The sequence below is a fragment of the Mitsuaria sp. GD03876 genome, from assembly GCF_029840635.1.
Classification (GTDB): Bacteria; Pseudomonadota; Gammaproteobacteria; order Burkholderiales; family Burkholderiaceae_C; genus Roseateles.
The window spans coordinates 19,704-40,348 of the sequence record NZ_JAOCCU010000054.1; the positions used below are offsets into that span (position 1 = coordinate 19,704).

General features: G+C 70.6%; 19 protein-coding genes and 1 riboswitch. Of the genes, 11 read left to right on the forward strand and 8 right to left on the reverse strand.

Annotated elements, in window-relative coordinates; translation table 11 throughout:
• A complete protein-coding gene (locus N5D62_RS24600; RefSeq protein ID WP_279760607.1) occupies positions 1–1,935 on the forward strand; it encodes a bifunctional 2',3'-cyclic-nucleotide 2'-phosphodiesterase/3'-nucleotidase in 1,935 nt (644 codons plus the stop codon).
• Positions 1,936–2,083: 148 nt separating this feature from the next.
• Here the strand turns inward: N5D62_RS24600 and N5D62_RS24605 are convergent, their stop codons facing one another.
• From N5D62_RS24605 to sbcB, 3 genes are all read right to left on the reverse strand, one after another.
• Positions 2,084–2,389 carry a flagellar basal body protein gene (locus N5D62_RS24605; protein ID WP_279760608.1) on the reverse strand — a complete coding sequence of 102 codons (306 nt, stop codon included), beginning with the start codon at positions 2,387–2,389 and terminating at the stop codon, positions 2,084–2,086.
• A gap of 193 nt (positions 2,390–2,582) precedes the next feature.
• On the reverse strand, positions 2,583–3,512 hold the full coding sequence (locus N5D62_RS24610; RefSeq protein ID WP_279760609.1) for a sensor domain-containing diguanylate cyclase: 930 nt from the start codon (positions 3,510–3,512) through the stop codon (positions 2,583–2,585).
• A gap of 94 nt (positions 3,513–3,606) precedes the next feature.
• On the reverse strand, positions 3,607–5,064 hold the full coding sequence (sbcB, locus tag N5D62_RS24615; protein ID WP_279760610.1) for an exodeoxyribonuclease I: 1,458 nt from the start codon (positions 5,062–5,064) through the stop codon (positions 3,607–3,609).
• Between the two features lie 111 nt (positions 5,065–5,175).
• Between sbcB and N5D62_RS24620 the strand changes: the two genes are divergently transcribed.
• The 3 genes from N5D62_RS24620 to N5D62_RS24630 all read left to right on the forward strand — a co-directional run bounded on the left by N5D62_RS24620 (position 5,176) and on the right by N5D62_RS24630 (position 9,471).
• Complete coding sequence (locus tag N5D62_RS24620) at positions 5,176–6,069, forward strand: CPBP family intramembrane metalloprotease (RefSeq protein WP_279760611.1); 894 nt, start codon at positions 5,176–5,178, stop codon at positions 6,067–6,069.
• A gap of 115 nt (positions 6,070–6,184) precedes the next feature.
• Positions 6,185–8,638: a PBP1A family penicillin-binding protein gene (locus N5D62_RS24625; RefSeq protein ID WP_279760612.1), complete on the forward strand. Its 2,454-nt coding sequence runs from the start codon at positions 6,185–6,187 to the stop codon at positions 8,636–8,638.
• A 26-nt stretch (positions 8,639–8,664) separates the two neighbouring features.
• Complete coding sequence (locus tag N5D62_RS24630; protein WP_279760613.1) at positions 8,665–9,471, forward strand: transporter; 807 nt, start codon at positions 8,665–8,667, stop codon at positions 9,469–9,471.
• Between the two features lie 102 nt (positions 9,472–9,573).
• Here N5D62_RS24630 and N5D62_RS24635 read toward each other — a convergent pair whose 3' ends face one another.
• On the reverse strand, positions 9,574–11,478 hold the full coding sequence (locus N5D62_RS24635) for a M4 family metallopeptidase (protein ID WP_279760614.1): 1,905 nt from the start codon (positions 11,476–11,478) through the stop codon (positions 9,574–9,576).
• A gap of 130 nt (positions 11,479–11,608) precedes the next feature.
• Here N5D62_RS24635 and N5D62_RS24640 point away from each other — a divergent pair, with 130 nt between their 5' ends.
• The 5 genes from N5D62_RS24640 to N5D62_RS24660 are packed head-to-tail and all read left to right on the forward strand — an operon-like array spanning position 11,609 to position 14,024.
• Complete coding sequence (locus N5D62_RS24640) at positions 11,609–12,625, forward strand: ribonuclease I (RefSeq protein ID WP_279760616.1); 1,017 nt, start codon at positions 11,609–11,611, stop codon at positions 12,623–12,625.
• Between the two features lie 4 nt (positions 12,626–12,629).
• Positions 12,630–13,160 carry a hypothetical protein gene (locus N5D62_RS24645; protein WP_279760618.1) on the forward strand — a complete coding sequence of 177 codons (531 nt, stop codon included), beginning with the start codon at positions 12,630–12,632 and terminating at the stop codon, positions 13,158–13,160.
• Positions 13,157–13,306: a hypothetical protein gene (locus N5D62_RS24650; protein WP_279760619.1), complete on the forward strand. Its 150-nt coding sequence runs from the start codon at positions 13,157–13,159 to the stop codon at positions 13,304–13,306. The genes N5D62_RS24645 and N5D62_RS24650 overlap by 4 nt, the downstream gene beginning before the upstream one ends.
• Positions 13,303–13,884 (forward strand): hypothetical protein, encoded by a 582-nt coding sequence (locus N5D62_RS24655; RefSeq protein ID WP_279760620.1) that lies wholly within the window; start codon positions 13,303–13,305, stop codon positions 13,882–13,884. The genes N5D62_RS24650 and N5D62_RS24655 overlap by 4 nt, the downstream gene beginning before the upstream one ends.
• Positions 13,881–14,024, forward strand: a complete 144-nt coding sequence (locus N5D62_RS24660; protein ID WP_279760622.1) for a hypothetical protein — start codon at positions 13,881–13,883, stop codon at positions 14,022–14,024. The genes N5D62_RS24655 and N5D62_RS24660 overlap by 4 nt, the downstream gene beginning before the upstream one ends.
• Before the next feature lie 42 nt (positions 14,025–14,066).
• Here the strand turns inward: N5D62_RS24660 and N5D62_RS24665 are convergent, their stop codons facing one another.
• Complete coding sequence (locus tag N5D62_RS24665) at positions 14,067–15,188, reverse strand: beta-ketoacyl-ACP synthase III (protein WP_279760623.1); 1,122 nt, start codon at positions 15,186–15,188, stop codon at positions 14,067–14,069.
• A 247-nt stretch (positions 15,189–15,435) separates the two neighbouring features.
• On the opposite strand from N5D62_RS24665, the gene N5D62_RS24670 reads away from it, so the two are divergent.
• Both N5D62_RS24670 and N5D62_RS24675 read left to right on the forward strand, forming a co-directional pair.
• Complete coding sequence (locus N5D62_RS24670) at positions 15,436–16,413, forward strand: GMP reductase (RefSeq protein ID WP_279760625.1); 978 nt, start codon at positions 15,436–15,438, stop codon at positions 16,411–16,413.
• A 157-nt stretch (positions 16,414–16,570) separates the two neighbouring features.
• Positions 16,571–16,814: riboswitch (cobalamin riboswitch) on the forward strand.
• A gap of 71 nt (positions 16,815–16,885) precedes the next feature.
• The gene (locus tag N5D62_RS24675; protein WP_279760626.1) at positions 16,886–18,772 is read left to right on the forward strand and encodes a TonB-dependent receptor; all 1,887 of its coding nucleotides are present in this window, start codon (positions 16,886–16,888) and stop codon (positions 18,770–18,772) included.
• A 10-nt stretch (positions 18,773–18,782) separates the two neighbouring features.
• Here N5D62_RS24675 and N5D62_RS24680 read toward each other — a convergent pair whose 3' ends face one another.
• The 3 genes from N5D62_RS24680 to N5D62_RS24690 form a co-directional block, all read right to left on the reverse strand.
• The gene (locus N5D62_RS24680; RefSeq protein WP_279760627.1) at positions 18,783–19,406 is read right to left on the reverse strand and encodes a phosphohydrolase; all 624 of its coding nucleotides are present in this window, start codon (positions 19,404–19,406) and stop codon (positions 18,783–18,785) included.
• Between the two features lie 79 nt (positions 19,407–19,485).
• Positions 19,486–19,953 (reverse strand): hypothetical protein, encoded by a 468-nt coding sequence (locus tag N5D62_RS24685; RefSeq protein WP_279760628.1) that lies wholly within the window; start codon positions 19,951–19,953, stop codon positions 19,486–19,488.
• Positions 19,954–20,087: 134 nt separating this feature from the next.
• Positions 20,088–20,645, reverse strand: a 558-nt coding sequence (locus N5D62_RS24690) for a M15 family metallopeptidase (RefSeq protein ID WP_279760630.1), incomplete at its 5' end; no start/stop codon positions are given.

The window sequence follows — 20,645 nt, forward strand, 5'->3', positions numbered from 1 at the left end:
ATGCGAGTCCGCTCGATGCGCGCCCTCGCGGCGCTGGGCTGCCTGGTGCTGTCCGTCGTCTCGATGCCGCTGTCCGCCGCGGAGCTCAAGCTCCGCGTGCTCGAGACCAGCGACATCCACATGAACCTGCTCAGCTACGACTACTACCAGGACCGGCCGTCGCAGGAGTTCGGCCTGGCCCGGACGATCTCGCTGATCCACCGCGCCCGCGCCGAGGCGCCCAACAGCCTGCTCTTCGACAACGGCGACCTGCTGCAGGGCAATCCGCTGGGCGATGTCGTCGCCCGCGTCCAGCCGCTGAAGGCCGGCGAGACGCACCCGGCCTACAAGGTGCTGAACCTGCTGGGCGTGGACGCGGCCAACCTGGGCAACCACGAGTTCAACTACGGCCTGCCCTTCCTGCGCCAAGCCATCGCCGGCGCCGACTTCCCCTACCTGAACGCAAACGTGATGGAGGCCGACGGCCGCCGCCATGCGTTCACGCCGAGCGTGATGCTCGAGCGCGAGCTGCGCGACGAGGCCGGCCAGACGCACCGGCTGCGGATCGGCGTCGTCGGCGTGACGCCGCCGCAGATCCTGGAATGGGATCGCCAGAACCTGGCCGGCAAGGTCCAGGTGCGCGACATGGTGGAAGCCGCCTCGGACCAGGTCAGCGACCTGCGCCGCCGCGGCGCCGACCTGGTCGTCGTGATCGCCCATACCGGCATCGACAGGACCGAGCTGCCCAAGCTGTCCGAGAACATGGCCGCCCAGCTCGCCCGGGTGAAGGGCGTGGACGCGCTGCTGCTGGGCCACGCGCACACCGAGTTCCCCGGCCCGGGCTTCGCCGGTTATCCGGGCGTGGACCTGGCCGCGGGCAAGCTGTTCGGCACGCCGGCGGTGATGCCCGGCCGCTGGGGCGACCACCTCGGCGTGATCGACCTGACGCTGAAGCGCTCCGGCCCGCGCTGGCAGGTCGTGGACAGCCGCTCCAGCCTGCGGCCGATCTTCGACCGCGCGGCCCGCAAGCCGCTCGTCGACGCCGACCCGATGCCCGCGGCCGTCATCGCCCGCGAGCACCAGGCGACGCTGGACTACGTCCGCAGCCAGGTCGCGGTCGCCGACCAGCCGATCCACAGCTACTTCTCGCAGGTGCTGGACGGCACGGCGGTCCGGCTGGTCGCGCAGGCGCAACTGGCCTATGCGCGCAAGGCGGTCCAGGGCACCGCCCTGGAGACGCTGCCGATGCTCAGCGCCGCCGCGCCCTTCAAGTCGGGCGGCCGCCAGGGCTGGACGCAGTACACCGACATCCCGGCTGGCCCGGTGGCGATCAAGCATGTCGCCGACCTGTACGTCTACCCGAACACGATCAAGGTCGTGAAGCTCACCGGCGCGCAGGTGCGCGGCTGGCTGGAGATGTCGGCCGGGCAGTTCCGCCGGATCGATCCGAAAGGACCGGCACGCCAGGACGTCGTCGACGCGGCGTACCCGAGCTTCAATTTCGACATGATGCTGGGCCAGGACGGCGCGCTGCGCTATGAGCTGGACCTGACGCAGCCGGCCCGCTTCGACAAGGACGGCCAGAAGATCAGCGACGGTCGGCGCGTGGTGGACCTGACCTGGCGCGGCAAGCCGCTGGACGAGCAGGCGAGCTTCCTCGTCGTCACCAACAACTACCGCGCCTACGGCGGCGGCCACTTCCCGGCGCTGGCGGCGGACAAGGTCGTCGTCGACGCGCCGGACGAGACCCGCGAGGCGGTCGCGCATTTCCTGGCCGCCCAGCCCTCGCTGAGCGCGGCGGTGGCGGCGCCGTCCTGGCGCATCCGGCCGGTGCCGGGCGTGGCGATGCAGTTCGTGTCCGGCAACGGCGCGAGCGCGCACCTGAAGGAGACGCCGCAGGTCGCACGGGTCAAGGACAACGGCGACGGGTCGTCGACCTTCGAACTGAAGCCCTGAACGCCCCGCCCCGGACCGCTCCCCCCTCACCGGGTCGCCCGGCCCGGCCCGGCCCGTCTCGTCTCGCCCATCCCCCGGCGGTGGCGGGCGGGCCCGGAAACGACAACGGCCGCTCAAAGCGGCCGTTCGTCATTCCGGGGGGTTTGGCTCAGACGTGGATGTCGAGCAGCGCGCCTTCCGCCCGGATCTGCGTCTGCAGCACCCGCAGGTTGCCGACGAAGGCGTAGGTCGCGGATTTCTGCTCGACGATGTCGGCGGCCAGGTCCGCGCCGGGTTCGGGCAGCTTCTCGACCTTGGTGGTGACGCCGTCGCCGTCCGGGGCCGTCTGGGCCTCGATCCGCTCGCGGCGGTAACCCGGCGTCGAGGCGTTGGCGACATTGTTCGCGGACGCGCGCAGGCGCTCGTTGGCGGCGGACATGCCGGACAGGGCGGTCGACAGGCTGACGGTGGACATGGCGTTCTTCCGGAAACCCGGGGTTCGCGCCTTGCGGTTCCCCTGCGGAACCGGCCTCAAGCGCCCGGGCATGCCGCCGTCATCGGCACTTTCCGGACGATCTTTAGAAAAGAATGAGGTTTCGGCCGCTTTTTTTTTGATCGGACCCGCCGGACCCGATCGAATGTCGTCCGATCTTCAGATCGGCGACAGATCAGGCGCCGGCGAGTTCCTCATAGCTGCCGCTGGAGATGAACACCCGGACGCTGTCGCCGCCGGACGCCTTGGCCTCCTCGCAGGCCAGCTGGCCGGCGCCGAGCACCGCATCCACCGTGTCCAGCGACGGCTGGAGCTGCACGACGCCGAGGCTCGCCTTGACGCGGGCGCGGTGCAGGCCCCAGCGCAGCCGATAGCCGGCGATGGCCGAACGGATCTTCTCCGCGACGATCTGGGCGTAGTGCTGGTCGCAGTCGGGCAGCAGGACGACGAAGTGGTCGTTCTCCATCCGGGCGACGGTGTCCGAGGCGCGGACCTTGGTGACCAGCATCTGGCCCAGGCCATACAGGAAGTGGTCGGCGACCTCGACGCCCATGCCTTGGATGACGTCGCCGAACTTGTCGATGTCCACGAACAGCACCGACACCGGCTCGTTGCGGCGGCTGCCGACGTGCTCGGAGAGGCGGCGTTCCATCTCGCGGCGGTTGGACAGCTCGGTGACGTCGTCATGCTTGGCCGACCAGGTCGGCTGCAGGCGCTGGGTGCGGGCGGCGGTGACGTCGTCGACGACCCACATCGCCTCGCCGGCGGGCTGTTCCCAGTGGACCGGCGTGGCTTGGAGCCGGCCCCAGAAGCGCGAGCCGTCGCGGCGCACGAACTCCACTTCCTCGTCCAGCGGCCGCCCGGCGCCGAAGGCGGCGCCCATCCGGGCGTGCAGCGCCTGGTGCGAGGCATCGGAGACGACCGCGGCGCGCTGGTCGGTGCCGGTGAGGTCGGTGTCGTCGCCGTGGCCGAAGAGGTGGTTGAAATGCTCGCTGACCACCTCGAAGCGGCCGGCGGCCACGAAGGCCACCGCCAGCGGCGCCCGTACCAGCATCGCCCGCATGCGGGCGGCGATCGGATCGGCGGCGTCGTGTTGGGATTGCATGTCGTCTCCTGGGCAATGGCGATGGTGTACCCGTTTTGCCGGGGCCTGGGAACCCCGGAGAGGACCCGGTTCCGGGGAGCCGGGCCCGCGCCCGTCAGGGCGGCGGCGGCGCGATCTGCTCGGCCCAGTCGTACAGCGCCGACAGGATCTCCTGGCCGCGTTCGTCTTCCGTGTCGTCGGCCGCCTGGCCCAGCGCGTCCAGGCGCTCGAAGAAGGCCTCCAGCGTCTGCGCCCCGCCCTCGCCCAGGTGCAGCCGGGCCGCGCGATGGTGCTCCCAGCGCGCCTGCTCGTCGCCGCTCAGGCTGTCGGGGAAGTTGCGCGCCCGGTAGCGGAACAGGATCTCCTCCAGCCGCGCGTCCTCGAAGGCCACCTTGCCCTGCGCGACGCGGTCGGCCAGCGCCTCGGGCGACAGCCCGCGCAGCCGTTCCAGCGAACGCCGGTCGTCGTTCGAGACGAAACCGCCGTACAGGTCCTCGTCGACGTCGACGCCGCCCTCGCCCGCCGGCCGGTGGAACACCTGCTTCCAGCGTCCGGCCATTTCCGCGCCGCGCGCGGCCAGCGTCTCCGCGTGGGCCAGGCCCTGGGCGATGTCCAGGCCCCAGCGCGCGGCCATCTCCGGCGACAGGATCTTCAGCGACGAGATGACGATCGGCGACTTGTTCACGTGGATCGTCTTGATCGGCAGCCGGGTGACGCCCTCGGGCAGCTCGTCCTGCTTGGTGTACAGGCGCTGCCGGATCGCCTCGGCGTCCAGCGTCAGCAGCTCGGCGGGGTCGGTGCCCAGGTCCCAGACGATCAGCTCGTTCTTGTTGGTCGGGTGCGCGGCCAGCGGCCAGACCAGCGCGATGCAGCCGCGGTCCGGCCCGTACATGCCCGAGACATGCAGGAAGGGCCGGTTCGTGCCGATCTCGGCCCAGACGGCGTCCTTGCGGCGGAGCTTCAGGCAGAACTCCCACAGCCGGGGCTGCTGCGCCTTGATCAGCCGCGCCAGCGCGATCGTGGCGTGCACGTCGGACAGCGCGTCGTGCGCCGCCTCGTGCGCCAGCCCGTTCGCCGCGGTCAGGTGCTCCAGCTTGAACGACGGCCGCCCGTCCTCATGCTTCGGCCACGCGATGCCCTCGGGCCGCAGCGCGTAGGCGCAGCGCACGACGTCCAGCAGGTCCCAGCGGCCGCAGTCGTTCTGCCACTCGCGCCCGTAGGGATCGATCAGGTTGCGCCAGAACAGGAAGCGGGTGACCTCGTCGTCGAAGCGGATCGTGTTGTAGCCCAGCCCCACGGTGCCGGGCTGCGACAGCTCGGCGTGGATCGCCGCGGCGAAGCGGTGCTCGGGCAGGCCCTGCTCGGCGCAGGCCTGCGGCAGGATGCCGGTCAGCAGGCAGGACTCGGGATCGGGGAGCGAGTCGGTCGGCGGCTGGCAGAAGACCATCAGCGGCTCGCCGATCTCGTTCAGCGCGGCATCGGTGCGGATGCCGGCGAACTGCGCCGGGCGGTCGCGGCGCGGCACGCGTCCGAAGGTCTCGTAGTCGTGCCAGTAGAAAGTCATCTCATGCATGGGGCGGCACGATACCTCAGCCTCATGGATACTTCGGCGCCCTCGCACGGCCCTCCCACGGGGGGCCGGTCGGCCGCAGCCTCCCCCCAACCGGACGAAGATCCCCTCGAGATGCCGCTCAGCCACCTGCTCCTGTGCCTGTCGATCGCCGCGACCCTGCTGCCGGTGCGCGCGCCCTGGCCCTGGTTCTCGCTGTTGATCATGGCGGTCACCGCCGGCCTGCTGCACGGCCAGCTCACCGTGGCCGCGATGGTGCCGGTCGCGGCGATGGCGGCGCTGGCGTGGATGGCGCTCGCCGCGCGCCACCGGCCGCGCCGCGAGGCGGTCCTGATGCTGCTGATGCTGGTCGTGGGCCTGGCGCTGGCGCTGCACGTGCTGCCCGGTTTCCAGAACCCGACCTTCCTGGTCGCCGCGTCGGACCTGCGGCCGCCGTCGCCGAAGTACCTCAACTTCGACAAGGGCGTGGCCGGCATGCTGATGCTGGCGGTGCTGATGCAACGGCAGCGGCGCCGGCCGGACGGCGCGTTCGGCGACGCGCGCGGCGGCGCCCCGGCGCCGGTGCCCTCGCCCGGGCTGCCGTGGGTCGCGCTGCCGGCGGCGATCGTCGCCACCCTGGCGCTGCCCTGGCTGCTGGCGGTCGCGGGCGGCGTCGGCGTGCCGGCGCTGCGCTGGCCCGACAACGCGGCGCTGTTCCTGTCGGCCAACCTGCTCCTGACCTGCGTCGCCGAGGAAGCCGCCTTCCGCGGCGTGATCCAGGGCCTGCTGGCGCGCCGGCTGGGCACTGATCTGCGCACCTGGCGCGGCTGGCTGCCGGTGCTGGTCGCGGCGGTGCTGTTCGGCCTGGCGCACGCGGCCGGCGGGCCGGCCTACGTGGCGCTGGCGACGCTCGCGGGCGTCGGCTACGGCCTGGTCTACGCGCTCAGCGGCCGCATCGAGGCCGCCATCGGCATCCACTTTGCCCTGAACGCCCTGGTCTTCCTGACGCTGAACACCCGGGTCGGATGAGGCGGCCGTACACGGTTCGTGTGTCGACTGTGTGCGGATTGTTGCCAGTGGCGACCGGGCCGGGACGGGGCGCGGGGACTGACGATAATCCGCCGACCTGAACTCGGCGCCCCGCATGCAGCAGATCGCTCATTACGTCCGCACCGTCGCCCGTTCCGTGGCCGGCCTGTTCCTGGCGCTGTGGCGCCGCACCGCGCCGATGCGCGCCGCGCTGCGCACGCTGCCCGCCTGGAAGCGCATCGCCATCTGGTCCGGCACCGGCGTGCTGGCCCTCGCGCTGCTGGTGGCCGGCGCGGCGGCGGTGGTCTGGCCGGGCCTGCCCGACCTGGACCGGCTGACCGACTACAACCCCAAGCAGCCGCTGCGCGTCTACACCGAGGACGGCCAGTTGCTGGCCGAATTCGGCGCCGAGCGCCGCAGCTACCTGCCGCTGGAGAAGATCCCCAAGCAGATGCAGCTGGCGCTGCTGGCGGTCGAGGACGCGAACTTCTACGAGCACCAGGGCGTCTCCTTCACCGGCATCTTCCGGGCGGCGATCGCCAACGTGTTCTCGTCGCGCAGCCAGGGGGCCTCGACGATCACGCAGCAGCTCGCCCGTGACCTCTACCTGACCAAGAAGAAGCTCTACACCCGCAAGTTCGTCGAGATCCTGCTGGCCTTCAAGATCGAGCGCCAGCTCTCCAAGGACAAGATCCTGGAGGTCTACATGAACCAGATCTACCTGGGGCAGCGGGCCTACGGCTTCGAGGCGGCGGCGCAGGCCTACTACGGCAAGTCGCTCAAGGACCTGTCGATCGGCGAGACGGCGATGCTGGCCGGGCTGCCGCAGAACCCCTACTACGCCAACCCGCTGATGAACCTGCCGCGCGCGCAGCGCCGCCAGGCGGTGGTGCTGCAGCGGATGGTGGACGTCGGGATGGTCACGCCGGAGCAGGCGCAGCAGGCCCGCGACGAGCCGGTCAAGCTGCGCAGCGCGCAGGAGCAGCGCCTGCCCTTCGGCCAGTACGCCGCCGAGATGGTGCGCCAGGTGGTGCACGCCCAGTACGGCGACGAGGCCTACAGCCGCGGCCTGCGCGTGACGACGACGCTGCGCATGGACGACCAGGTGGCCGCGTACAAGGCGCTGCGCCGCACGCTGATGGACTACGAGCGCCGCAAGGCCTGGCGCGGTCCGGAGGGCGAGGTCGACCTGCCCGCCGGCATGGACGCGCAGGACCAGGACAGCGCGATCGCGCAGGCGCTCAACGAGCATCCCGACAACGACGACCTGCGCGCCGCGGTGGTGACGCAGGTCGCCAGCAACCGCCTGCAGGCGACGCTGGCCGACGGCGACGACATCGAGATCAAGGGCGACGGCCTGCGCTCGGTGCTGTCAGCGCTGCCGGAGAAGGCCAAGCCCAACCTGCGCATCCAGCGCGGCTCGATCATCCGCGTGCTGCGCGGCAATCCGACCAAGGAGTTCCCCAAGGGCGCCTGGGCGGTCACGCAGTCGCCGGAGGCCGAAGGCGCGCTGGTCTCGGTCGAGCCCGACAGCGGCAAGATCCTGGCGCTGGTCGGCGGCTTCGACTTCAGCCGCAACCAGTTCAACCACGCGACGCAGGCCTGGCGGCAGCCGGGCTCGAGCTTCAAGCCCTTCCTGTACTCGGCGGCGATGGAGGCCGGCGCGAGCCCCGCGACGCTGGTCGACGACGCGCCGATCAGCGTCGGCGACTGGAATCCGCGCAACTCGGACGGCCAGTTCGACGGCCCGCTGACGCTGCGCCAGGCGCTGGCCAAGTCCAAGAACATGGTCACGATCCGGGTGCTGGAACAGCTGACGCCGGACCGCGGCCGGTCCTGGGCCGGCAAGTTCGGCCTGGACGTCGACAAGCAGCCCGACAACCTGACGCTGGCGCTGGGCTCGGGCTCGGTGACGCCGCTGCAGATGGCCAGCGCGTACTCGGTCTTCGCCAACGGCGGCTACCTGCTCAAGCCGCTGCTGGTCACGAAGATCGTCGACGCGCAGAACCAGGTGCTGTTCCAGGCCGAGCCCGAGAAGCTCACCGACGACCGCCGCGCGATCAGCGAGCGCAACGCGTTCATCACCGGCTCGCTACTGCGCGAGGTGGCGATCCGGGGCACGGCCTACAAGGCCAGCGCGTCGCTCAAGCGCTACGACCTGTACGGCAAGACCGGCACGACCAACGACGCGGTGGACGCCTGGTTCGCCGGCTTCCAGCGCCGCGTGGCGACGGTCGTGTGGATCGGCTACGACCAGCCGCGCAGCCTGGGCGCCGGCGAGTCCGGCGGCGGCGTGGCGCTGCCGGCCTGGATCGACTACATGGCGGTGGCGCTCAAGGGCATCTCGCCCTCCGAGATCGAGCCGCCCCGGGATGGCGGGCTGGTCCAGCAGGAAGGCCCGTACGGTCCGGACTGGGTCTACAGCGAGTTCGCCGGCGACGCGGGCCTGAAGACGATCGGGCCGATGCCGCCGCCGCTGCCGGCGTCCGACGCGGCGTCGGGGCCGGGCACCGGCGCCTCCGGCGTGCCGCCGTCCTGGTGGATGGGCGGCGAACGCGGCGGCCAGTGATCCGGGATCTCCAAGGAGGCATGCCCATGAAGCCACGTCTTGCCGCCGGCGCCCTCGGGGCGCTGCTGGTCGCCCTGTCGGCATCGAGCGCCCGCGCGGCCGACGATGCCGACGCGATCCAGCCGGACCAGCCCGGCATCGTCGAATCGAGCAGCACCGTCGGCAAGGGCCGCGCGCTGCTGGAGACCGGGCTCGGTTACCAGCGCGACAGGAGCGACGGCGTGCGCAGCCGCTTGTGGTCGACGCCGACGCTGCTGCGCTTGGGCTTCGCCGAGGACTGGGAGTTCCGCGTCGAGACCGACGGCTACCAGCGCCTGCGCACGACCGACGCCACCGGCACGGCGCGCGCCAGCGGCTGGGCGGACACGGCGCTGGGCGTGAAGTGGCATGTGCAGGACGGCGACGCGGACACGAACAAGCCGGGCCTGGCCTGGCTGCTGCACGTGGACATGGACAGCGGCTCGTCGGCCTTCCGGGGCCAGGGCTTGCGGCCGTCGCTGCGGCTGACGGCGGAGTGGGACCTGCCGCACGACTGGTCGGCCGGCGTGATCGGCGGGCTGTACCGCGACAGCCGCGACGACGGCAAGCACTTCGTCGGCGGCATCCTCGGCGCCTCGCTGGGCTGGCCGATCGCCGAGCGATGGAAGGGCTACGTCGAGATCGCCGGCGACCAACTGGCCTCCACCCGCAACGGCGGGCGCAGCGTGTCGGCCGGCAGCGGCGTCACCTGGCTGGTCGACCGCCGGCTGCAGCTCGATGCCTCGCTCAACCGCGGACTGACGAAGCAGACCGCGGACTGGGTGCTGGGGCTGGGCGTCTCGATCGGGTTCTGATCGGGTTCTGATCGGGTCCTGATCGGGTCTTGATCGGGCCTTCGTCGAGCCCTGATCGGGCCCGTATCGGGCCCTTCGCGGGTACTGGCGTGGGGCTGGCCGTCAGTTGATGCCGACGTCGGAGAACGCCTGCTCGATCGCGGCGATCCGCTTGGCGAGCTCGGCTGGCGTCAGCTTGCGGAACAGGGTCCGCGCGCTGTCGAGCACCGCGCGGCGGCTGTCGGCGAACTGGGACGTCCGCGACAGGCGTTGCGTCAGCGCCAGGTAGAAGATCGCGGCGACCTCGTCGGGCTTGAAGACCCGCGCCGAAGGCTTGCCGGCGGTCAGCACGTTGTAGGCCGCCTTGTTGTGGATGCCGCTGTTGATGTGCACGCCGCCGTTGTCGCCGTTGCGCGTGTTGGGCAGCTTGGCGAATTTCTTCATGTGCGCGGGCTGGCCCTGGGCCGTCGGGTCCTGCATGTCGCGGAAGGGCTGGCCGTTAGCCTGCAGGCCGGCGCCGATCAGCCAGCTCCACTTGCCGACGTCCGATGTCGGACGGTTGGCGACGATGACGCCGAAGATGTCCGAGTAGGACTCGTTGAGCGCGCCGGACTGGTTCGCGTACTCGAGGCGCGAGGTGTGGTCGGTCACGCCGTGGAACATCTCGTGGGCCACGATGTCCAGCGCGACGGACATCGACAGCACCACGCCGTCCTTCGTCGTGCGCTGGCCGTAGACCATCTGCGTGCCGTTCCAGAACGCGTTGACCCACTCGCGGCCGTCGCGGCTGTCCTGCCGGTCGACGCAATTGATGCTCGAGGCCATCAGGCCGCCCTGGTTGTCGATGTTGTTGCGCTTGAGCACCTGGCGCAGGAAACGCGACACCGCCTCGGCGTTGGCATGCGCGCTGACGGCCGACGGCGAGAAGGTCGGCGGATTCCTGATCGCCTGGCCCGGCAGCGACCGGTCGTCGGTGACCGGATCGCGGAAGCCGAAGTCGAAGGTCTGCACGTTCAGCGTGGCGTCCATCAGCAGCGTGACCTTGCCGGTCTTGTCGGACTCGAAGGTGCGGGACTTGCCCAGCCCGTCGATGCCGGTGGAGGTCACCGCCAGCGTCGGGGTGCGCGGCACGGCCACGACGACCTTGCCGGTGTGGGCGTCGACGATGTAGTCCATCAGCACCGGGGACGGCCCCTTGCGGGTGGGCACGACCGGCACGTCCTCGAGCAGGAACACGAGGCGCCACTTCGAGGCCGCGGCGTCGTAGTAGTACTGCAGGCGCGGGACGATGCCCTCCAGGCGCTTGTCGTGGCCGGGGAAGTCCTGGACGGCCTTCACCGCGTCGGCGGCGGCGATCGACGCGACCGGCTTCACGCCGGTCGGCTCGCCCAGCGAGGAGTTGATGCCCACGAGCTGGTTCTGCTCGTCGAGCTCGACGGTCACCAGCGAGCCGTAGACGGGGATCTTCCCGAAGGTCTGGCGGAACTTGACCGTGGTGGTGCCGGTCAGCGGGATCGCCTCGGCGCCGAGGCTCTTGAACTCGCTGGGCAACTGGGCCTTGGGCGCCATCGCCGTCGGCGCGGCGAAACGCGGCGTCGCCTTGCTGGCCAGGGCCTGGTCGAGGTAGCCGCGGGCGGCGGCCTCGGGGTCCATCCGCTTGGCCCCTGCGTTGCCCGCGAAGGAGAAGGCGCGCAGCGACGGGCGGGCGGCTGTCAGCGCCTTCACCGCCGGCTTGGACGCGTCGTCCAGCGCGTGCAGCGCGAAGGTCTTGAGGCCGTTGCCGGCGGTGCCGCCCTGCGTGAAGCGGGCCACGGGCCGCTTCTCGGCGGCGGCCTTCTTCGCCGGGGCAGTCTTCGCGGCCGGCGCTGCCTTCTTGGCCGGGGCGGCCTGCTTGGCCGACGCCGTTTTCCTGGCGGGCGCCGCGAACTTCGCCGGAGCGGCCTTCTTGGCGGGCGCGGCCTTGGCGCTCTTCTTCGCCGCGGTCCTGGTGGCGGCGGTCTTGCGCGCGGCGGTCTTCGCTGTGGCCATGGCCGTTCCTTCGGTGGGACAGGGATGGGCCGGTTTGTACCCCCATGCGGCGCCGGGGGCCTCCGTAGTTTTGATGAGCGCCTCGAGATGACGTACAAAGCCGGCTGTTTTCAGCCTCCGCCGGATGCCCATGCGCCTCGCCCTTCGAATCGCCGCCCTGTCCCTGCTCGCCCTCGGCGCCCTGCCCTCGTCCTGGGCCGCGCCGGCCAGCGGCACCTTCACCGCCTCGCGCGCCTGCGAGGCCTTCCAGTCCTTCCGCAAGAGCACCAATCCCGGCGGCGTGAAGCTGTCGCCGGGGACGGGGTACACGATCCTCGAATCGCACGACGCGGGCTGGACGCGGGTGCAGGTGCCCGAGGCGAGGCCCGCCGAGCGCTGGGTGCCCAACGACTGCGGCAGCGCGGCCGGCGGCTCGGGCGGCGCGGGGTCGACGGCGCCGGAGCGCACGCCGACGCCGGACCGCGGGCCCTCGATGTCGGGCCGCGGCGGGATGTGCTCCACGGCCAACGAGTACGACAGCTTCGTGCTGGCGATGTCGTGGCAGCCGGGCTTCTGCGAGTGGACGGCGGGCGGCAAGCGCGGCAAGCCGGAGTGCGAGGCGATGGAGGACGGCAAGCTGAAGGTGACCAACCTGACGCTGCACGGCCTGTGGCCCAACCGCCAGCAATGCGGCATCAGCTATGGGAATTGCAGCAGCGCGCCGATGACCTTGTCCAAGGAGACGATCGCGTACATCGGGCCGTGGATGCCGAATTTCCTCTACGAGAAGGACTTCGGCGAGCACGAGTGGCGCAAGCACGGCACCTGCCAGGCGATGAACCCGGACGCGTACTTCCGCCGGGCGGTCGACCTGGTGAAGCAGTTCAACGATTCGGGCGTGGGCAAGTACATCCGGCAGCACATCGGCGGGTCGATCTCGCGCCGGGCGTTCTACGAGAAGCTGCAGGCCGAGACCGGCAGCGAGGCCTACCGGGACAGCGTGAAGCTGATGTGCTCGGGGCAGTACCTGACCGAGATCCAGGTGCGGCTGCCGCGGGACTACCGCGCGGGCGGATCGCTGAAGGACCTGCTGGGCGACCAGCCCGGCGGCAGCGGCGGCGGGACCTGCCGGAGCGACGAGATCCGGATCGAGGCGAGCGGCCGGTAAGGCGATGACCCCGCGTTTCCGAAGCGGCGACTCCTTCGCCGAGGTTCGGGGCTTCGATCACGCCACGTTCTGCTTCAACTGGATCGGCTTCGTCCTGGGCGGGTTCCCTTGGTTCGCCATCCCCGCCTTCGTGAACTACCCCTGGCGCCCTGTCCTGCTGGCCACGGCAGCCGGATCGATGCTGGTCGGAGTGCTCATGATCCCGGTCCGATTCCGTGTCTGGATGTCGCCTGGGTCGCTGGTGCTGGAACGCTCCTGGTCCGGCCTGACCTACAAGCGCGCCCGGATCACTGCGCTGGACCACGTCAGGTTCGAGGTCTGGGGAACTGGGGATTGGGGCGACGAGGGGCTGTGGCCTTGCGGTCATTACTGCGAGATCCAGGGCACGACCGAACATGACTGGATGATCGGTTCGCCCGGCACGGCCGACACGTTGGCCCGATGGCTGACCGCCGAGTGGCACCGGCTGACGCCGCATGCACGACATCACCAAGAACGACATGATGAAACACCGATCGATTCGCTCGCGTCGTGACGCCTCCCTGCGTACCGCGATGGCCGTGCTGCTCGCCGGCAGCCTCGCCGCCGCAGCTCATGCAGGTGCACACCTTCGGCCCGGACCGGGAGATGACGGCGATGCTCGAAGCGATGACCGCCCTGCGCTGGGAGGACGCCGAATGACGCGCGCCGCATTGGCGGGACTCGCGCTCGGCCTGGCGATGGCCGCGCCGCAGGCGGCCGTGTTCTCGACCCAGGAACCGGTGCGCTGCTCCAGCACGCCGCGTCCGACGACGCCTGTCGATGCCGACGGCTATGGCGTCTTCGGCAACGTCACGGTCAATGCGCGATTCGTCGAGGGACGGGTGGACCAGGTCGACCTGGTGGAAGGCCGGCCGGAGTTGTTGACGGCCGTGCGCGAGGCCATGCAGCGCTACACCTGCGAGACGACCGAGACACCGCGCACGCTGACGATGACCTTCGAGTTCCCGAACGCCTACGCGAAACCGGCGCCGAAGTACCCGATGTTCGATCCACGCAATCGCCTGGTCGAGCACAACTCGATGATCCGGGCGCTCTACCCGACGCGGGTCGACTCGATCTTCAACGTCGACCAGGTGGACACGCGGCTGCTCAAGCTGGGCCGGGCGGTCCAGATGGCCAAGCCGGAACTCACGCCCGCGGCGCTGAAGCACAAGGGCTCGTGGAACGTCCGCATGCAGATGACCGTCGATACCGACGGCAAGGTGATCCACAGGTGACGCTGATCACCAATGCGCCTCGCGCGATCCAGCAGGCCTGCACCGACGCCGCCAACAAGATGGTCTTCGAACCCTCGTCCTACGACGGGCGCCCCTACCTCACCGTCGTCGAGCAGGCGTTCGTGTTCAACGTCGATTGACCGACGCGCGGGAAGCCCGGCCGCCTCCCGCCGCGACGCGCCTCAGCGCTTCTTGACGATCACGCTGCCGACCGAATAGCCGGCGCCGAAGGAGCAGATCACGCCCAGGTCGCCCTGCTTGAGGTTGGCGCGGTGCTCGTGGAACGCGATCACCGAACCGGCCGAGGCCGTGTTGGCATACGTGTCCAGGATCAGCGGCGCGATCTCCGCGCCCGCCTCGCCGCCGACCAGCTTCTTGATCACCAGCTGGTTCATGCCCAGGTTGGCCTGGTGCAGCCAGTAGCGGCTCACGTCCGTGGGCTGGATGTGCAGCGCGGCCAGGTGCTGCTCGATGTGCGCCGCGGCGATCGGCACCACTTCCTTGAACACCTTGCGGCCCTCCTGGCGGAAGGTCTTGTCGCGCCCGTCGGGATCGCTGTCCTCGGCCTTGTTCATGAAGCCGAAGTTGTTGCGGATGTTGTTGGAGAACTGCGTCGCCAGCTTCGTGCCCAGGATCTCCCACTGCTCCGGCGCCGTCGCCAGGTCCGCGCGCTCCACGACGATCGCCGTGCACACGTCGCCGAAGATGAAGTGGCAGTCGCGGTCCTTCCACTCCAGGTGGGCCGAGGTGATCTCCGGATTCACGATCAGCACGCACTTCGAGGCGCCCGAGCGCACCGCGTTGTAGGCCTGCTCCAGCGCGAAGGTCGCCGACGAGCAGGCGACGTTCATGTCGAAGCCGTAGCCGCCCGCGCCCAGCGCCTGCTGGATCTCCACCGCCATCGCCGGATAGGCGCGCTGCATGTTGGCCGCCGAGCAGAACACCGCGTCGACGTCCTCCGGCTGCTTCCCGGCCGCGGCCAGCGCCTTGCGCGACGCGTCGACCGCGATCTCCGCCATCAGCGACAGCTGGTCGTCCGCGCGTTCCTCGAAGCGCGGGTACATGCGCGTCGGGTCCAGCACGCCGTCCTTCTCGATCACGTAGCGCTGCTTGATGCCCGAGGCCTTCTCGATGAACTCGACGCTGGAGTGCACCAGCGGCTCGCGCGTGCCGGCGGCGATCGCCTCGGCGTGCGTGGCGTTCTGCAGGTCCACGTAGCGGTTGAAGGCCTCCACCAGTTCGGCGTTGGTGATGACGTGCGGCGGCTGGTAAAGGCCGGTCCCGCTGATGACGACGTCGTGCATGTGGCTTGTCTTGTGAGGTCGCCCCGGGGGTGGGGCCAAGGGGGCGAAGTTTAGCGAACTGCGCCCAAAAGCCCCCGATCCGGGCATGTTGCACCGCAACGCGGCGCGGACTCCCGGCCGGATGCGTAGAATGAGCCACCGGGCCCAAATTTTGGGACCCGGTTTTTTTTGGCCGGGTCCCAAGTCAAGCGCTCGCAGCCCAGGGCATGCACTGCATCAACGCAGCCCGACATTGCGACTTTGGACCATGGAAATCTTCGACTACGACAACATCCTGCTGCTGCCCCGCAAGTGCCGGGTGACCAGCCGCAGCGAGTGCGACACCTCGATCGACTTCGGCCCCCGCCGCTTCAAGCTGCCGGTGGTGCCCGCGAACATGAAGACGGTCGTCGACGAGTCCATCACCGAATGGCTGGCCGCCAACGGCTACTTCTACGTGATGCACCGCTTCGACCTGGACGCCCTCGCCTTCGCCCGCGCGATGCGCGACAAGGGCCTGTTCGTCTCGCTCAGCGCCGGCGTCAAGGACGCCGACTACGCCCTGATCGACCAGCTGGCCGCCGAGGGCGTCGGCGCCGACTACATCACGATCGACATCGCGCACGGCCACGCCGATTCGGTGCAGCGCATGATCGCCCACATCAAGCACAAGCTGCCCGACACCTTCGTCATCGCCGGCAACGTCGGCACGCCTGAAGGCGTCATCGACCTCGAGAACTGGGGCGCGGACGCGACCAAGGTCGGCATCGGCCCGGGCAAGGTCTGCATCACCCGGCTCAAGACCGGTTTCGGCACCGGCGGCTGGCAGCTCTCGGCGCTGAAGTGGTGCGCGCGCGTCGCGACCAAGCCGATCATTGCCGACGGCGGCATCCGCCATCACGGCGACATCGCCAAGAGCGTGCGCTTCGGCGCGGCGATGGTGATGATCGGCTCGCTGTTCGCGGGCCACGAGGAATCGCCGGGCAACACGGTCGAGGTCGACGGCAAGCGCTACAAGGAGTACTACGGCTCCGCTTCCGACTTCAACAAGGGCGAATACAAGCACGTCGAAGGCAAGCGCATCCTCGAGCCGGTGAAGGGCCACCTGGCCGACACGCTGCGCGAGATGGAGGAGGACCTGCAGAGCTCGGTCTCCTACGCCGGCGGCCGCAGCCTGGCCGAACTGCGCAAGGTGAATTACGTGGTCCTCGGCGGCGAGAACGCCGGCGAACACCTGTTCATGTGAAGACGGCCAAGGCCCGACGGCAGCAAGTCCCAAGGCCCGAGGGCAGCGGGCGCGGCCGGGGCCGGAATGGGGCTTGGGGTTCCCGGAGGGGTGCCCCATGCCCCGTGGAGCGCCCGCGCGCGGACTCCCGCAGTCATGGGCCCGACCGGACCACGCGGCTATGATGCCGCCCGTTGGTGCTCGCGCCCGGCTCTCCGCCGGCGCGGTTCAACGGGAATCAGGAGGGGCCGCGGCCCCAACCTGAGCTGCCCCCGCAACGGTAAGCGGAAGGCGCGCCCGCCGATCTCATCGGCATCCTGAGCGCGCGGCTCGTGTCTGAAACCACTGGACCCCGGTCCGGGAAGGCAACACGGGTTCTTCTTCCGACAGCCCGGATACCGGCCAACAGGCGGACCCGTCGTCCAGGCGACGGATCCATACCGCATGCGGCCGCGGGGAAGCGGCCGCAGGCCGCTCTCCGAAGTTTTCCGACATGCAAGCCTTCCGCCCCCGCGCCACGCTGCGCGCCGTCGCTCGTGCCGCGCTGCTCGCCGCGCCCGCCGTCTCGTCCCTCGCCTTCGCGCAATCCGCGCCGCTCGATCCGGTGATCGTCATCGGCACGCGCGAGGCCCAGCCGCTGAGCAAGTCCGTCGCGGACGTGGTCCTCATCGACGCGGACATGCTGCGCAACAGCGGCGCCGGCAGCGTCGCCGACGTGCTGCGCCGCTACGCCGGCCTGCAGTTGACGCCCAACGGCGGCCCCGGCCAGACCACCGGCTACCTGCTGCGCGGCAGCAACACGAGCTCGACGGTCGTCATGATCGACGGCGTGCGCGTGGGCTCGGCGACGCTGGGCCAGGCGGCCTTCGAGTCGATGAGCCTGGCCAACATCGAGCGCATCGAAGTCCTGCGCGGCCCGGCGTCCGGCCTGTACGGCGCCGACGCGCTGGGCGGCGTGATCCAGGTGATCACCAAGAAGGGCCAGGGCGCGCTGGACCTGCGCGCCGGCGCTGCCGTCGGCGACTACGGCTCGCGCCAGGGCGACATCGCCGTCAGCGGCGCGCAGGCCGGTTTCGACTACGCGGCCAGCCTGAGCCGCGAGACCAGCGATGGCATGACGGCGATCCGCGGCGACCGCCGCAACGACTCGTACAACCCGGACCGCGACGGCTTCGGCCGCACGGTCGCGAGCGCGCGGCTGGGCTTCGCGCCGGCCGAGGGCCATCGCGTCGGCGTCAGCGCGACGCAGAGCCGCCTGAACGCGCAGTACGACGGCGCCTTCTACGACGACAACTTCGTCGCCCATCCGGAAGGCGACTACCGGACCCGCCTCAAGACCCGCCAGGTCGCGCTGGACTACCGCGGCGTGCTGTCCCCGATCTGGACGACGACCGTCCAGGTCGCGCACGGCACCGACGACTCGCGCACCGGCTTGGCCGACGCGGGCCGCTTCAAGACGACGCGCGACCAGGCCACCTGGCAGAACGCGCTGCGCATCGCGCCGGACCAGCAGGTCGTGCTGGCCTATGAGCGCCTGGAGGAGAAGGCCGACGGCGTCGTCGCCGACACGCTCAAGCGCACCAACAACGCCTACATCGCCGGCTACAGCGGCTCGTTCGGCCCTGCGGCGCTGGAAGCCAACCTGCGCCGCGACGACAACTCGCTCTACGGCAACAACACCACCGGCAACATCGGCGCGAGCTACGCGCTGACCTCGACGTTGAAGGTCCGCGCGCTGGCCGGCAAGACCTTCCGCGCGCCCTCGTTCAACGAGACGGACTTCCCGTTCTACGGCCACCACGGCATCAAGCCCGAGGACGGCCGCAGCGCCGAGCTCGGCCTGGTCTGGCGCTCGGGCGCGAGCAGCGCCTCCGCGACGGTCTACCGGAACAAGGTGAAGAACCTGATCGTCTTCAACCCCGATCCGGCGCTGTGCCCGGCGAGCCCCGACTTCGCCTTCGGCTGCGCGGCCAACGTCGGCCGCGCCCGCATGCAGGGCGCGACGCTGACCGGCACGCACCGCCTGGGCAACTGGAACTTCGCCGCCAACGTCGACTTCCTGGACGCCAAGGACACCGACAGCGGCCAGCGGCTGATCCGCCGCGCGGCGCATCAGGAAAGCGTGTCCGCCGACTACGACACCGGCGCGTGGAGCGCCGGCGCGACGGTGACGGACATCGGCAAGCGACGCGACACGGGCGGCAACCTCGGCGGCTACGCGCTGGTGGACCTGCGCGCGACCTGGCGTTTCCTGCCGCAATGGCGCCTGGAAGCGAAGGTGCTCAACGCGGGCGACCGCGACGTCGAACCGACCTTCGGCTACCAGGGCCTGGGCCGCCAGGCCTGGGTGGGCGTGCGCTACGACATGAAGGGGTTCTGAGCCGCGGCGTTCAGCGCGTCAACCGGATCAGTTCCTCCAGGAACCGCGCCGCCGCCACGTCCGACGGCCACGGCTCCCATGCCGTGCCGCCGTAGCGCGCCTGCAGCGGATCGCTCGCCAGCACCGGGTGCGTGATGCCCAGCACCTCGCGGACCTCGCGCTCGGACCAGCCAGTGCAGCGCACCGCTTCCGTCGCGGCCGCGGTGCTGTCGGCGCGCTTGTGGATCGCGTGGGTGTCCGGCGTCCACGCCGGCAGCCGGTAACGCGTGGCGATCGCCTGCATCAGGCGGTCGCCGACGATGCGGAAGGGCTCGCCCAGCACGCGCTTGAGCGGCGAGATGCAGTCGAAGCCGAGGAAGCCCTCCTCGGCGTCGTGCAGCAGTTCGGCACGTTGCAGCGCGGGGGACAGCGGCTCGCCGGCCTCCTCGGCCCAGGCCTGGCGCAAGGCCAGCACCAGCAGCGAATGCTGCGCGACCGACAACGGCCAGGGCCAGGTGGATTCCCCGCCCCAGCGGTAGGTGCGCGCCAGGCGCGACGCCAGGTCCTGGTCGGTCCAGGCGTCCGGGGACGGGTTGATCAGGTCGAGCGCCGCCCCGGAGGGCAGGCGGATCCAGGCGCGGGGACTGTCGGTCATCCGATCGACTGTAGCGGCGCACAAGCCGGCGATTGGCAGTGGGGCGCCGACGGCCGGGAGGCCGCGCGGCGGACCGGACTCAGTCCATCTGCTCACGCAAGGCCTTGGCCTTGGCGCGATAGAACTTCGCCGAGCCGGCGTTGCCCGCCTTCTCGAACCGGTCGGCCGCGGCGGTCGCGGCCTTCGCGGCCTCGTCGAAGGCCTGGATGATCAGTTGGCGGTCGTCGGTCGGGACCAGCTTGCCCTGCTCGAAGCGGCCGGCCATGTAGCCCTGGTCCGGGATGTCGACCACGCCCAGCGCGATCTCGCCCTTGGCGGCGCGGCCCAGGAACATGCGCTTCACCGCGGCGCCCTGCTGCTCCTTGAGCACGCCCAGGCCGTCGGCCTGCGGGCCGGCGCAGCCGCCGTCCCAGCGGGCGGAACCGGCCGCCCAGCCCTCGGGCGCGGTGGAGACGTTGCAGGCGGCCAGCGTCGGCTGGCAGGCGGCGGTCAGCGTCAGGCCGGCCAGCGCCAGCACGCGAAGGAGGGGGAAGGAGCGGAGCGTCATGACGGCGGAGTATCCACGCGGGCCCGCGCGCCGTGGGGCGTGCCGGGCGGAGGTTGCAACAACGGGTGACGCGCCGCCGCGCGGAGCGAGGCGCGCGGCGGACACGGGGAACGCAAGGAACGCGACGAGCGCGCTCAGACCAGGCGCGGTCCCCACTGCGTGATCAGCGAGCGGCTGGCCTCGAAGTGCATCGCGTCCTCGGTGCGGAACGCGGCGCCCCAGTACCAGCCGTGACGGTTGAAGATCGGCGCGATCAGCGTCAGGCCGACCTGCACCTTCGAATCGCCGCGGCGGTCCAGGATGCCGTTGAGCGTCAGGTCGATCGCCGTGCCCCACGAGTGGTTGGAGATCGAGGTCGTCGAGCCGCGCACGTTGCGGCAGCACAGCATGCCGGCGGTGCCCAGCGCCTCGTAGACGGCGGGCTGCTCCTTGCGGATGTCCTCCATCACCTGCTGCAGGCTCTCGACCGCCAGGTCCAGGCCCGTCACCTTGAAGCGGCCCAGCGAGCGCGACACGATGTGCTTCTTCAGCTTCTCGTTGGTCAGCGGCTGGCAGTCCTGCGAGTACGAGTGCCGCGGCTGGCCCAGCGTCTGCACCATGAAGCTCGACGACACGGCCACCAGGCCGGGATTCATCGCATGCGCCTCGGGACGCGGCACCAGCGTGGTCAGCAGCTGGCGGGCCTCGCCGTT